General features: G+C 61.1%; 15 protein-coding genes. 9 read left to right on the top strand and 6 right to left on the bottom strand.

Going from position 1 to position 13,265, the window contains the following annotated elements; translation table 11 throughout:
- The first annotated feature begins 22 nt into the window (after positions 1–22).
- The gene (locus RBB29_RS00210) at positions 23–757 is read left to right on the top strand and encodes an SDR family NAD(P)-dependent oxidoreductase (protein ID WP_306113139.1); all 735 of its coding nucleotides are present in this window, start codon (positions 23–25) and stop codon (positions 755–757) included.
- Between the two features lie 17 nt (positions 758–774).
- Here RBB29_RS00210 and RBB29_RS00215 read toward each other — a convergent pair whose 3' ends face one another.
- The gene (locus tag RBB29_RS00215) at positions 775–1,188 is read right to left on the bottom strand and encodes a hypothetical protein (RefSeq protein ID WP_306113140.1); all 414 of its coding nucleotides are present in this window, start codon (positions 1,186–1,188) and stop codon (positions 775–777) included.
- Between the two features lie 58 nt (positions 1,189–1,246).
- Positions 1,247–2,500 (bottom strand): glycerate kinase, encoded by a 1,254-nt coding sequence (locus tag RBB29_RS00220; RefSeq protein ID WP_306113141.1) that lies wholly within the window; start codon positions 2,498–2,500, stop codon positions 1,247–1,249.
- Positions 2,501–2,839: 339 nt separating this feature from the next.
- Between RBB29_RS00220 and crcB the strand changes: the two genes are divergently transcribed.
- From crcB to RBB29_RS00260, 8 genes are all read left to right on the top strand, one after another.
- Entirely contained in the window at positions 2,840–3,217 is a 378-nt protein-coding gene (gene crcB / locus RBB29_RS00225; RefSeq protein ID WP_306113522.1) for a fluoride efflux transporter CrcB, read from the top strand.
- Positions 3,214–4,257, top strand: coding sequence for an RluA family pseudouridine synthase (locus tag RBB29_RS00230; protein ID WP_306113142.1), 1,044 nt, complete (start codon positions 3,214–3,216; stop codon positions 4,255–4,257). Before crcB ends, RBB29_RS00230 begins: the two co-directional genes overlap by 4 nt.
- On the top strand, positions 4,254–4,940 hold the full coding sequence (locus RBB29_RS00235) for an HAD-IA family hydrolase (RefSeq protein ID WP_306113143.1): 687 nt from the start codon (positions 4,254–4,256) through the stop codon (positions 4,938–4,940). The genes RBB29_RS00230 and RBB29_RS00235 overlap by 4 nt, the downstream gene beginning before the upstream one ends.
- Positions 4,937–5,653: an ATP12 family chaperone protein gene (locus RBB29_RS00240; RefSeq protein ID WP_306113144.1), complete on the top strand. Its 717-nt coding sequence runs from the start codon at positions 4,937–4,939 to the stop codon at positions 5,651–5,653. The genes RBB29_RS00235 and RBB29_RS00240 overlap by 4 nt, the downstream gene beginning before the upstream one ends.
- Positions 5,654–5,851: 198 nt before the next feature.
- Complete coding sequence (locus tag RBB29_RS00245; protein ID WP_306113145.1) at positions 5,852–6,871, top strand: amino acid ABC transporter substrate-binding protein; 1,020 nt, start codon at positions 5,852–5,854, stop codon at positions 6,869–6,871.
- Positions 6,872–6,999: 128 nt separating this feature from the next.
- Positions 7,000–8,442 (top strand): amino acid ABC transporter permease, encoded by a 1,443-nt coding sequence (locus RBB29_RS00250; protein WP_306113146.1) that lies wholly within the window; start codon positions 7,000–7,002, stop codon positions 8,440–8,442.
- Between the two features lie 3 nt (positions 8,443–8,445).
- Positions 8,446–9,744 (top strand): amino acid ABC transporter permease, encoded by a 1,299-nt coding sequence (locus tag RBB29_RS00255; protein WP_306113147.1) that lies wholly within the window; start codon positions 8,446–8,448, stop codon positions 9,742–9,744.
- A 50-nt stretch (positions 9,745–9,794) separates the two neighbouring features.
- A complete protein-coding gene (locus tag RBB29_RS00260) occupies positions 9,795–10,562 on the top strand; it encodes an amino acid ABC transporter ATP-binding protein (protein WP_306113148.1) in 768 nt (255 codons plus the stop codon).
- 91 nt (positions 10,563–10,653) lie between these two features.
- On the opposite strand, the gene RBB29_RS00265 is transcribed toward RBB29_RS00260, so the two are convergent.
- The 4 genes from RBB29_RS00265 to RBB29_RS00280 form a co-directional block, all read right to left on the bottom strand.
- Positions 10,654–11,133 carry a hypothetical protein gene (locus RBB29_RS00265; RefSeq protein ID WP_306113149.1) on the bottom strand — a complete coding sequence of 160 codons (480 nt, stop codon included), beginning with the start codon at positions 11,131–11,133 and terminating at the stop codon, positions 10,654–10,656.
- Positions 11,134–11,305: 172 nt separating this feature from the next.
- The gene (locus RBB29_RS00270; protein ID WP_306113150.1) at positions 11,306–11,803 is read right to left on the bottom strand and encodes a histidine phosphatase family protein; all 498 of its coding nucleotides are present in this window, start codon (positions 11,801–11,803) and stop codon (positions 11,306–11,308) included.
- Positions 11,800–12,441, bottom strand: coding sequence for a ferredoxin (locus RBB29_RS00275; RefSeq protein ID WP_306113151.1), 642 nt, complete (start codon positions 12,439–12,441; stop codon positions 11,800–11,802). The genes RBB29_RS00270 and RBB29_RS00275 overlap by 4 nt, the downstream gene beginning before the upstream one ends.
- Positions 12,438–13,229 carry a sterol desaturase family protein gene (locus RBB29_RS00280; RefSeq protein WP_306113152.1) on the bottom strand — a complete coding sequence of 264 codons (792 nt, stop codon included), beginning with the start codon at positions 13,227–13,229 and terminating at the stop codon, positions 12,438–12,440. Before RBB29_RS00280 ends, RBB29_RS00275 begins: the two co-directional genes overlap by 4 nt.
- Positions 13,230–13,265: the final 36 nt, after the last annotated feature.

Below are 13,265 nucleotides of genomic sequence, written 5' to 3' on the forward strand. Positions count from 1 at the left end.
AAACCACCTTGGGAGACGCTCGATGAAAACTGCCATCGTCACAGGGGCCGCACGCGGCATCGGTCTGGCCGCGACGCGGCAGTTTCTGGATCAGGGGTGGCGCGTCATCATGATCGACCGGGACGAACCAGCGTTGCAGGATGCGGTGCTGGGCCTGATGAACGTCGAACCGGTGGTTTGCGACGTGTCACAACCCGATCAGGTCGCGGAGATGGCCCGTGATGTCGGAGACAGCGTCCACGCCCTTGTCAATAATGCGGGGGTGGCGGATTTCGGGCCGATCGAGACAACGGATTTTGACCGGTGGCGGCGGGTGATGGAAACGAACCTGGATGGTGTTTTCCTTATGTCACAGGCGTTGCACGATGCGCTCTGCGCAGCAAAAGGAGCGATCGTGAACATCGCCTCCATCTCGGGCCTGCGGGCAAGCACCTTGAGGGTGGCCTATGGCACGTCCAAGGCGGCGGTCATCCAGTTGACCCAGCAACAGGCGGTGGAGTTGGGCGAGCATGGTGTGCGGGCCAATTGCGTCTGTCCCGGTCCCGTCGATACCAAACTGGCTCTGGCGGTGCATACGCCCGAGATCCGCGCGGCCTATCACGATGCCATTCCGCTCAACCGGTACGGCACCGAAGACGAGATTGCGGCGATGATTACCTTCCTGTGTTCGCCTGCCTGCAGTTATGTCACCGGGCAGGTGATTGCCGTCGATGGCGGGTTCGAGGCCACCGGTGTTGGGCTTCCGGCGCTAAGGTAGCTCTGAGCCCAAATGCCCTAGAAATCCGCCTGTTTGCCTTCGAGGATTTCAAACGGCTCCAGCTCGCCCCTGTTAACCCAGGCATAGCCGTCGTTTGTCATCATGACCGTGTAGGGTGTCCAGCCGGTGTTTTCCCACCAGCTATCATACTGATCCGTGTCCTCCCGGACGCGCCATTTGCCCCGGCTGGGCGGGCGGCCAGCCTCGATATAGACCGTGAAACCGCTTTGATCGAAGTACTGGGTATAGTCCGCGCCGCTCCACGATCCCTTGATCGTGTTGCCGGACAAAAGGTGCTGGATCTGCGCGGCGGTGGCCTGAACCGTCCCGGCCTCGCCACTCGCGGTCTGCTGGGCCCCAGCGGGCACAACCAGTGCCGCAGCGGCGGTCAGTGTAACGGTGGCCAATTTGATGAAACCTCTGCGCAGCATCGGACGCCCCCTTTATCGTCGTGCGTTCAACCTGCCACCGACGCTGGCGGTTGGCCAATCACGATTGCGGCGGCGAAATCAAGATCGCGCGAAAGTCGTTCACATTGGTCAATGTGGGGCCGGTCACCACCTGGTCGCCGATCCGCTCAAAAAAGCCATGGGCGTCGTTGTTCGCCAGCGCATCGGCTGCATCGGGACCTTTGGTGAGCGTTTCGGGTCCAATTACGGCGCCTGCCACCTCCGCCGCGCCGTCGACCCCATCCGTGTCGCAGGCGATCGCGTGAATGCCTTCGGCCCCATCGAGGGCCAGCGCCAGGGCCAGCGCGAATTCGGCATTTGGCCCGCCGACGCCGTCGCCTGTGCGGGTCACGGTCAGCTCTCCACCCGAAAGCAGCAAGACCGGCGCCGCTCCCGGTGACATCCCGGACCGGATGGCGATGGCCTCCTGCGCCTGCGCCCGGGCGATATCGCGCGCTTCACCTTCGAGCGCGTCGTCCAGGATGCGGACATCAACCCCCTCGGTGCAGGCCATGTCGGCAGCGGCGTCCAGTGATTGGGCGGGAGCGGCGTAGATCACGTTTTCAACTTGGCTCAACCGCATGTCATCCGGCGGCAGCGGCATACCGCCGGCTTCGAGATAGGACAGGACCGATTGCGGGGGCGTGACATTCCATCGGTCGAGTGCCGCGAGCGCGCGCGCCGCATCGCCCGTGTCCCCCACAGTGGGACCGCTGGCAATGTCACCGGGGTCGTCTCCCGGGACGTCCGAGATCATCAGCGTCAACATCTTCGACGGGTACGCGGCGGCGGCGAGCTTGCCACCCTTGACCGCCGAGATCTGCTTGCGGATGCCGTTGATTTCGCCAATCGGAGCGCCGCTCGCCAGAAGGGCGTTGGTCAGGTCCTGCTTTTCGGCAAGGGTAATGTCACCCGCAGGCGCGGTCAGTAGCGCCGAGCCACCACCGGAAATGAGGGCAAGGACAAAATCATCAGGCCCGGTCGCCTCCAGAAGGTTCAGCATACGGCGGGTCGCCCGCATGCCGGCCTCGTCGGGGACGGGATGGGCGGCTTCGACAATTTCGATGCCCGTGCAGGGTCGGGCATAGCCATACCGGGTGATGACCAGCCCGTCGCAGGGGCCGTAGGCGGCTTCGACCGCTTCGGCCATCCGAGCACTCGCCTTGCCGGCACCGACAACGATCAACCGGCCTTCGGGCCGGGGAGGCAAGGCAGCCCCAAGGGTGCGGATCGGGTCTGCCACCTCGACCGCGCGGTCGAAAAGCTGGCGGAGGAAGGCAAAAACATCTTGCATGGGGCTGGATCCATCATTTCGGTCAGGCGAGAGAGTAACGTCGGAATGATTGCGGTAACAACCCATTCCCGGCATTTTTCCATCCGCTTGCGAAACCGCTACCAAAAGGAGCTCGCGAAGCTCACGCTGTTCAGTTTTGCGCTCAGGGCGCGCAGCCCTTGGGGGACGCCCCCCAAACCCCCGCTTGGCGGCCTGATTTCTCATGCTACGTCGACGCGCGTGGCCCGAGGAGGCGCCCGGAGGGCAACGACGAGATAACCGGTGTGCGCGATAAGCGCACGCCTTTTGATAACCGTCGCCAACTTGACAAAGCCCATGAGGCGCGCGACAGACGCGGCCATGTTGATGAGCTTTCTGTCGGTGGCCCTTGGTGGCGCGATCGGTGCCTCTCTGCGCTTTGGTACGGGGGTAGTGATGTTGCGGCTTGTCGGGTCTGGATTTCCCGTTGCAATACTATCGGTCAACATTGTCGGTTCTTTTTTGATGGGCCTGTTCGTGATCTATTCCTTCCATCGCGGTCTTGAGCATCTCAATCTCTTTGTCATGACCGGGATACTCGGCGGCTTTACGACCTTCTCTGCCTTCTCGCTGGAGGCTTTCACCCTGTTCGAACGCGGGCAGCTTGCTGCTGCCGCGCTTTACGTTCTCTTGTCGGTCACCCTGTCGATTGGTGCGCTGATCGGTGGTGTGATGCTGGCGCGGATGATCTGGGCATGAGCAGGGTTCAGACCTTGACCGTTGCCGATGATGATGCGGATCAGCGGCTGGACCGCTGGCTGAGGCGGCAGTTTCCGCATCTTGGCCAGGGGCGGATTGAAAAGATGTGTCGCAAGGGGGAGTTGCGGGTCGATGGGGGCCGGGTCAAACCCGCAGTGCGCCTGAGTGCGGGGCAGCAGGTCCGTATTCCCCCGCTGCCCGACCCGAATGCACCCACGCCTTCCCACACCACGCGTGTCTCGGATGCGGATGCGAGGATGATCCAATCCTGCGTCATCTACCGCGATGATGATGTGATCGTCCTCAACAAGCCGCCGGGCCTGCCGGTGCAGGGCGGTAGCAAGCAGACCCGGCATGTAGATGGTCTTGCCGACGCGCTGAGGTTCGGTGCGGAGGATAAACCGCGCCTGGTTCACCGGCTGGACAAGGATACATCCGGCGTACTGGTGTTGGCGCGCAACCGGTTGGCTGCGAAGGGGCTGACCGCCGCCTTTCGTCACCGGGCCACGCGCAAGATCTACTGGGCCGTGGTCGCCGGTGTGCCGCTGCCCCGGAGCGGCACGATCCGCTATGGGTTGGTCAAGGCGCCGGGGCATGGGGCAAAAGGCGAAGGCGAGAAGATGCTTTGCCTGCATCCGCGCGATGTGGACGCGACGCCCGGCGCAAAACATGCCACCACCGATTACACCGTGCTCGAACCCGCGGGTAGCCGCACCGCCTGGGTCGCGCTGACGCCGATTACGGGGCGCACCCATCAATTGCGGGCGCACATGGCCGAGATCGGGCACCCGATCATCGGGGATGGTAAATACGGCGAGTCGGGGCAGGAGAACCTTGGCGATGGCTGGGGCGCGCAACTGGGTGGGGATATCAGCCGCAAACTGCACCTGCATGCCCGCTCGCTTCAGATCGAGCATCCGGTCACCCGCGCCATCCTGAACCTGACCGCGCCCTTGCCGAAACACATGGCCCACACCTGGGATACGTTCCAATGGCAACCCGCTGACGCGCCGGATGATCCGTTTGAGGACCTGGAATGAGTGATCTGCGCCTCGCCGTTTTCGACATGGACGGCACCCTGATGGACAGCCAGGACTTCATCGTGCGGGCGATGGAAGGGGCCTTTTCAGCATTTGACCTGCCATCGCCCGGCCGCCCGGCCATCCTGTCGATAGTCGGTCTTTCGCTCTACGAGGCCGTTGCGCGCCTGATCCCGGATCATCCCGAGGATTTGATCGCGCGGGTCGCGGAGGCCTACAAGGCGTGCTTCATCGCACAGCGCGCCGAAAGCGGTGGCGAGGCAAGCGCGCCGCTCTATCCCGGGGCAAAAGACGCGCTGGAGGCATTGTTCGCGCGCCAGGATGTGACGTTGGGCGTGGCGACGGGCAAGGCGCGGCGGGGGCTCGACCATGCCTGCGCGGCACATGACCTCGACCGGTTTTTCACGACGCGACAGACCGCAGACCACCACCCGTCGAAGCCGCACCCTTCCATGGTGCTGAGTTGCCTTTCCGAGACCGGGGTCGATCCGTCCCGCGCGGTGATGATCGGCGATACCACGTTCGATATCGAAATGGGCCGGGCCGCGGGGGTTCGAACGCTGGGCGTGACATGGGGCTATCACGCCGCAAATGACCTCAAGGCTGCGGGTGCAGACCTGTTGGTGGATGGTTTTGCGGATGTGCCCGCCGCTTTGGACGATTTATGGGGGCGCACCGGATGAGCGAATGGAAACTCAAACGCTTCTGGCAGGCGGCAAATGTGGCCGATGCCGAGGGGGGGTATGCGGTGCAACTCGATGGCCGGCCCGTCAAGACCCCGGCCAAGACGCCGCTAGTCGTGCCGACCCGTGCGCTGGCCGACCGGATTGCAGCGGAATGGGACGCGGTCGGGGAGCAGATCGACCCCGCCGCGATGCCCTTTACCCGGTCCTCAAACGCGGCAATCGACAAGGTTGTGCACCAACGCGCCGAAGTCGCCGATATGCTGGCTGCCTATGGCGATGCGGACCTGACCTGCTACCGGGCCGATGGGCCGCGGGGATTGATCGCGCGGCAGGCCGAGTTTTGGGATCCGCTGCTGGACTGGGCTGATACAAAGCTTGGTGCGCGCCTGATTCCCGTGCAGGGCGTGATGCATGCGCCGCAAAATCCACAGGCCCTGCGTGTTTTGTCGGATCAGGTCCACGCCCTGGATGTGTTTGCGTTAACGGCCTTCCACGATCTCGTCAGCCTCTCGGGTTCGCTCGTTATCGGCTTTGCAGCACTCCATGATCTGCATGATCCTCAGACGCTGTGGCGCATGTCACGTATCGACGAGCAGTGGCAGGAGGATCAATGGGGCAAAGACGAAGAAGCGCAAGAGATGGCGGCAAGGAAAGAATCGGACTTTTTGCACGCCCATATCTTTTTCAATCTTTCGCGCCAGGGCCAATGACCTCCTCTGAGGTGGCTTCCGCAGGGTAAACTATACTGAATCGCCATCGTTTTTCGTGATCTTGGTCTTGACGTTTTGCGATGAATCCACACAAACTCCCACGCACTGAAGGGAGAATACCCCTGTTACAGTATCGCCCCGGCCCAACTGTGGCCGTATGAACCGCCCAAAAGGGTGGACAATCAGGAAGAGGTAAAAATGAAAAAATCCGTATTTTTTGGCGCGCTGACACTGGCTGGCCTTGGCGCTGGCGTTGCAGCTGCCGGTACGCTGGACGATGTGAAGGCGCGCGGCAAGCTGAACTGTGGTGTGACCACCGGCCTGGTCGGCTTTGCCGCACCGGACGCGAATGGCAAGTGGGAAGGCTTTGATGTCGGCGTATGCCGCGCGGTCGCCGCTGCTGTTCTGGGTGACGCAACCGCCGTGGAATTCGTACCGACAACCGGCAAAACCCGTTTCACCGCGCTTGCGTCCGGTGAAATCGACATGCTGGCCCGGAACACCACATGGACCTTCTCGCGCGATGTGGACCTCAAGTTCACCTTCGTTGGCGTGAACTACTATGACGGTCAGGGCTTCATGGTTCCCAAGGATCTGGGCGTAAGCTCGGCCAAGGAACTCGATGGCGCCACTGTCTGCATCCAGACCGGTACCACAACCGAGCTGAACCTGGCCGATTTCTTCCGCGCCAACAACATCAGCTACGAGCCGGTGCCGATCGAAACCAACGCCGAAGCGCAGCAGCAATACCTGGCTGGTGCCTGTGACGTTTACACCACCGACGCATCGGGTCTGGCGGCGACACGCGCCACCTTCGAAGATCCGGCCGGTCACGTCCTGCTTCCCGAAATCATCTCGAAAGAGCCGCTCGGCCCGCTGGTCCGTCATGGCGACAACGAGTGGGAAGACGTCGTGCGCTGGACGCTGAACGCGCTGATCACAGCCGAAGAGCTGGGCGTGACATCGACCAACATCGCCGACATGGGCGCTGCTGCCGGCAGCAACCCCGAAGTCAACCGTCTGCTGGGTACCGAAGGTAACCTGGGCGAGATGCTGGGTCTGCCTGCTGACTGGGCCAAGAACGCCATCATGGCGGGCGGCAACTACGGTGAGCTTTTCGAGAAGAACATCGGTGAAAGCACCTCGATCGGTCTGGCCCGCGGCCTGAACGCTCAGTGGACCGATGGCGGCCTGATCTACTCGCCGCCCTTCCGCTAAAAACCAAAAGGTCAGGGGCGCGGTCAATCCGCGCCCTTTTCCTATCCAACGAACAACACCTGAGTTGGCGATGAGCGGGGCATACCCCGCCGGGACAATCGCTCAGGGGCAATCAGGGATATGTCTTCATGACAACCATTACCGACCCTCCGAAGGAGTCGTTTCGGTTATCGCAGCTCATTTACGATACCCGTTACCGCTCTTTGACATTTCAGGCCATCGCGGCACTCGTTCTGGCCCTTTCCATCTGGTATCTGGGCAACAACCTGATCCAGAACCTGCGCGCCGCCGGGCTCAACATTTCCTATGACTTTCTCGGCGATCCTGCCGGGTACGACATCAACCAGCGCCTGATCGAATACGATAGCCAATCCTCGCACGCCCGTGCCGCGGTTGTCGGTGTTCTCAATACGCTGCTCGTCGCCTTCCTGGCCTGCATCACCGCCACAATCTTCGGCGTCCTCGCCGGTGTCCTGCGCCTGTCGAACAACTGGCTGGTGTCAAAAATCATGGCAATCTATGTCGAGATTTTCCGCAACATTCCGGTCCTGATCTGGATCATCATCATCTTCACGATCATGACGGCCGTCCTGCCGGGGCCGCGCGCCTTCCGGGGAGATAATGCGACCGCGTCGATGGTGCTCGACTCCTTCGCCTTCACAAATCGCGGCATCTACGTGCCGAAACCGATCTGGACGACGGGGGGCATTCTCGTTGTCGTGACATTCCTGTTGTCGGTTATTGGCGTCTTTGCTTATCGCCGATATGCCGCAAACCTGCTTTATGCGACGGGCAAGTTGCTTCCCACCGGTTGGCCTTCGCTGGCGATTTTGATCGTCCCGACGCTCCTCGTTCTCTACGTGCCCTCGAACCCCTTGTGGCTTGTCCTGATGGCAATCGTTGGCCTCGTGCTCTTCCTCGGCGCACTGGCTGTCGCCTTCTGGGCAATCGGGCAAGCCCTCAGAGCGATCACCAGCGCAGCAGGCGATTTCGTCGCGGTCATCAGCGTCGTCCTCGCCTTTGTCGCCTTCGTGTATTTCGGGGGTTTCAGCTTTCTCGCCTTCTTCTGGTCCCTGACCGGCTTTGGTGAGCTTGTGCCGCTGATGCAGTTCGAGAGCCCGGCTCTCAAGGGCTTCAACTTCTCCGGCGGCATCAAGGTCGGCGGTCCGCTGATCGCGCTCTGGTTTGCCCTGTCGATCTATACCGGCGCCTTCATCGCGGAAAACGTCCGCGCGGGCATCCAGGCGGTCTCCAAGGGTCAGACCGAGGCCGCATCGGCCCTGGGCCTGCGCCCCGGTCGCGTGATGAACCTCGTTGTCCTGCCGCAGGCGCTTCGGGTCATCATCCCGCCGCTGATTTCGCAGTACCTCAACATCACCAAGAACTCGTCTCTGGCGATTGCGGTGGGTTACGCGGATGTGACCGCGACACTGGGCGGCATCACGCTGAACCAGACCGGCCGCGCGATCGAATGCGTGCTTCTGCTGATGTTGTTCTACCTGACGATCTCGTTGCTGATCTCGGCGTTCATGAACGTCTACAACTCATCCATCAAGCTGAAGGAGCGTTGAGCCATGTCAGATACACATGCTGAAACCGTTGCCTTCGTACAGGACACGACCATCCCCCCGGCACCGCCCCCTGCGGCGGAAACGGGAATCGTCAAATGGCTGCGTGAAAACCTCTTTGCGACGCCGGTAAACGGCCTGCTGACGATCGCGGCGCTTTACCTGATCTACCTGGTCCTGAACGTGAGTTTGCCGTGGATCTTCGGCGGCCTCTGGACGACCACGAGCCTGGCGGAATGCCGTGAAATCCTTCAGGGGAAATCGGCGGCCTGTTTCTCGGTGCTCACCGAGCGTTGGAACCAGTTGCTCTACGGCTTCAAATACCCTGCGGAAGAGTACTGGCGACCGAACGTGGCCTTCGTGCTGCTCTTTGTTGCAGCGGCGCCGGTCCTGTTCTTCGATCTGCCGCGCAAGCTGCTGATCTTTACCGGCCTCTACCCGTTCATTGCCTACTGGCTGATCTGGGGCGGCTCCGCGCTGATCCCCATTGTTGCCTTGCTCGGCATCCTTGGGGGCGGCCTTGTCTACAAGCAGTTCGTGAAAACAAGTTTCGCGGCAGGCTTCTTTGGCGCCATCGTCACAGCCTTCGTGATCTGGATCGTGGCCGGGATGCTCATTCCCGAAAACGCTTCGGAAAACGCCATGCTGCCTGCGGTGCCAAGCCGTGATCTCGGTGGCTTCATGCTCAACATGATGCTCGGTGTGACCTGCGTGTCGCTGTCGCTGCCGATCGGGATCGCACTGGCCTTGGGCCGTCAGTCGGACATGCCGCTCATCAAGTGGATCTGCGTGATCTTCATCGAGTTCATCCGTGGTGTGCCGCTCATCACGCTTCTCTTCGTGGCGTCGGTCATGCTGGCCTATTTCTTCCCGCCGGACAGCACGGTGGACTTGTTCCTGCGCGTGGTGATCATGATCACCATGTTCTCCTCGGCCTATATCGCCGAGGTGATCCGCGGCGGCCTCGCCGCGCTGCCCAAGGGACAATACGAAGGAGCGGACTCGCTGGGTCTGGACTATGCTCAGGCCATGCAGCTCATCATTCTGCCGCAGGCGCTCAAGATCTCCATCCCGGGGATCGTGAACGTGGCGGTGGGCCTTTTCAAGGACACCACGCTGGTCTCGGTTATCTCGATGTTCGACCTCGTGGGTATGATCCGCGGTCCCATCCTGGCCTCGACCGAGTGGAATGGCGTCTATTGGGAGCTTCTGGGCTTTGCCGCGCTTCTGTTCTTCGTCGTCTGCTACGGCATCTCGCAATACTCGCAATGGCTGGAACGCCGTCTTGCGACCGATCACAGATAACTATCCCTCAAGTAGCGTAAGCGATAGGGAAAAAATAGGGAGGCCTGAAAATGGCTGAAACTGCACAAATGAAAGTGTCCGACGAAGTCGCGATCACGATTCAGAACATGAACAAATGGTACGGGACGTTCCACGTTCTGCGCGACATCAATCTGACCGTCTACCAGGGTGAGCGGATCGTGATCTGTGGCCCCTCGGGGTCGGGTAAATCAACGCTTATCCGCTGCATCAACGCGCTGGAGGAACACCAGCAGGGCAAGATTGAAGTGGACGGCACGGTTCTGTCGAATGACCTCAAGAATATCGACAAGATCCGGTCAGAGGTTGGCATGTGCTTCCAGCACTTCAACCTTTTTCCGCATCTGACGATCCTGGAGAACTGCACGCTGGCGCCGATCTGGGTGCGCAAGACGCCCAAGAAAGAGGCCGAGGAAACCGCGATGCACTTCCTCGAAAAGGTCAAGATCCCGGATCAGGCCAACAAGTTCCCCGGGCAGCTTTCGGGGGGACAGCAGCAGCGTGTGGCCATCGCCCGGTCGCTCTGCATGCGGCCGCGGATCATGCTCTTTGACGAGCCCACATCGGCGCTTGACCCGGAGATGATCAAAGAGGTGCTCGACACCATGATCGAGCTGGCCGAGGAAGGCATGACCATGCTCTGCGTGACCCACGAGATGGGCTTTGCCCGCCAGGTCGCCAACCGCGTGATCTTCATGGACCAGGGCCAGATCGTGGAGCAGAACGAGCCCGAAGAGTTCTTCAACAACCCGAAGAGCGAACGGACACAACTGTTCCTGAGTCAGATCCTGGGTCACTGAGCCAAAGTCCCATCGAAAAAAGAAACCCCGCTGACCAGATCAGCGGGGTTTTTTGTTGCCCTGCATCGGGCAAACGAAACTGTCTCAACGATCAGAGTTTCAGTTCCATCTTGGTGAAGCCGAAAATTTCATTTTCTTTGGATTTCGACGCATTCGCCGCGGCGACGCCAAGGCCGCAGATCGGGCAGAGAACCGCAACACCAACGGCCGAGCCGGTCCGCGCCTTCTTGGACAGGTTCACCGGCTTGAACGTGGCCGCCTTTGTCACGTCTTCTGTGGTGCAGGACAGCGTGGCATTGACCGCACCCTTGCTGTAGGCGGGGATGTTGACTGTCGCCGGGGCCGCGAATTTGGCGGTGTATTTCGACGACTTGATTTCACAGTTTGCCGGGACGCTGTCGCCACTCTTGGTGACGGTCACTTCGACCGGCTGATATCCGGCGACGAACGCTTGTGCGTTTTCACTGGTGAAGGTCGCGGTAACCCCCTTTTCGTCGGCACCTTTCACCGGTGCACAGGCCGCAACCGCGACGAACGACAGGAAGAGGGCTTTGGGAAGGATTCTTTGCATTCTTGTACTCACTTTCATTACTCGAATCGTTCTTGACTCTGGGCGCTAGGTGCCGTGGCACTCGGGGCGGGTCAAGCGCCAAACCAGTTAAAGTTGAGTTTGACCGTGCCTGTTACCGTGAAGCCAACAGAAGTGACGTCTCTGAGCTAAAAAGTTAATGAAATGCTAAGGTTTAGCCGCCTGTCAGCTCCCGCGGAATGACGAAATCAATGGCCTTTCCGGTACCTTTTCTAAGGTCGCGCCAGGCGGAAACAGGGAAATCGACGACCAGCGTGGCGCAGGTGGGGTAGTCATTGAAACGGGCGTGATCCGGTGGCAAGTCCACGAGTTCCGATGCAAACCACGCGATCCCCGGATTGTGTCCAAGCATCAGGACGCAGTCTCCGTTGGCCTGTTTCAGGATCTCCAGCATCTGCCCGGCGCCTGCGTGATAGAGACCGTCGAGGAACCGCTTGTCCGCCTCCAGGTTGAGCCCGGCGCAGGTTTCGCGGGTGCGTGTCGATGATGAACTAAGGACTTGATCCGGAAGATAGTCATGATCGCGCAGCCAATCCCCCAACGCCTTGGCCGATCGTTGTCCGCGGGCGTTCAGAGGCCGTTGGTGATCCTCTTCGAACGGGCTGTCCCAGCTAGATTTCGCATGCCGCATCAGGATCAGGCGTTTGGTCATTTGAATGCTTCCATATGAAAAGCCGACTGCGCTTCGACGCGGCCATAGGACTGGCTGACCGGGCAGGCGCGCCGGGCGGCGCAGCCTTTGGCCATGCAGTCATTGGCGGGGTTTTCGAGGTCGGCCTTGCAGGCGGCGACGTCGTAGCCATCCGGTTGCAACGCCGCCACCGGGCAGGCCGTGCGGCAGGGCTGCGGTTTACAGCTCAGGCAGGGGTTGGGCGGTGGCGGAGGGAGCGCAACCCGCTCCTGCAGGCCGAGCGCGCCACGATAAGACACCATGAGGCCCGCGACATCATGGACCAGCAGGCCCACAGGCGAGACATGGGCTCGGCCGCTGGCCGTGGCCCAACCGATGAAGGGCTGATAGGGCGGTCCGCCAAACGGGTAAAATGCGCGCAAAGACAGGTCATGGGCCAGCCCGTCGATCACCCGCTTGGACCAGCGATCCAGCGGATCTGGCTTGCCGTCTTTGGCTTCGGGGGATGCACTGAAATAGGGCCAGAACCCCGGCTCCTGCGGCCCCAGCAGCACGAGGGTCTGAATCTCTTCGGGTGCGGTCTCCTGGGCAGGGTGAAACGCACCAAAGACGCTGAGCGCCTGTTTCTGCGCGGCGGAGGCGATGTCGTCCAGCGTCATTTGCGAAATGGCAGCAGCAGCGACCACCCCAGTTTTGACGGGCGGTCATCCTGCCATTCAAGGCCGATCTCCATCTCTTCATGCCCCTTTTCAGGTTGAGGGATGTAGGTCCGGAACATCCGGTCCCAGATCGAGAGGGCGAAGCCGTAATTGCTGTCATGTTCATGACGGTGGATTGAATGGTGCACCCGGTGCATGTCCGGTGTCACCAACACGCGCCGCAGAACCGCATCCAGCGGCAGTGGAAGACGGATATTGGCGTGGTTGAACATCGCGGTGCCGTTGAGAATGATTTCAAATAGGATGATGCCCAGGGCGGGCGGGCCGAGCAGGTAGACAAGCCCGATCTTGAGCAGCATTGAAAGCGCGATTTCGACAGGGTGAAACCGGATGGCGGTGGTTACGTCAATGTCCCGGTCCGCGTGATGGACCCGGTGAAATCGCCAGAGGATCGGGATCTTGTGGGTAATCAGATGCTGCGCCCAGATCGCAAAGTCGAAGATCAGGATGGTGAGGATCACGGCTACCCACCCGGGCAGGTTCATGGCATTCATCAGGCCCCAGCCCTGGGCTTCGGCATCCAGGGCGGCGCCGGCCGCAAGCAGGGGGAGCGCCAGCGCCAGCAGGCGCAGCGTCAGCGTGTCGAGGATGATGATGGCCCAATTGGTTACCCACCGTGTACTGCGTGGTTGGGTGCGCGCGCGGCGCGGGGCCGCGGCCTCGACCATCGCCAGAAGGGCGAACAGACCGATGAAGATGCCAAGGCGAAAGAGGGCTTCGTTTTCCATGACCGGAAACCTAAGCCAAAAAGCCGCCTGCACAAG

This window comes from Roseovarius sp. MMSF_3359 (assembly GCF_030733385.1).
Taxonomy (GTDB): Bacteria; Pseudomonadota; Alphaproteobacteria; order Rhodobacterales; family Rhodobacteraceae; genus Roseovarius.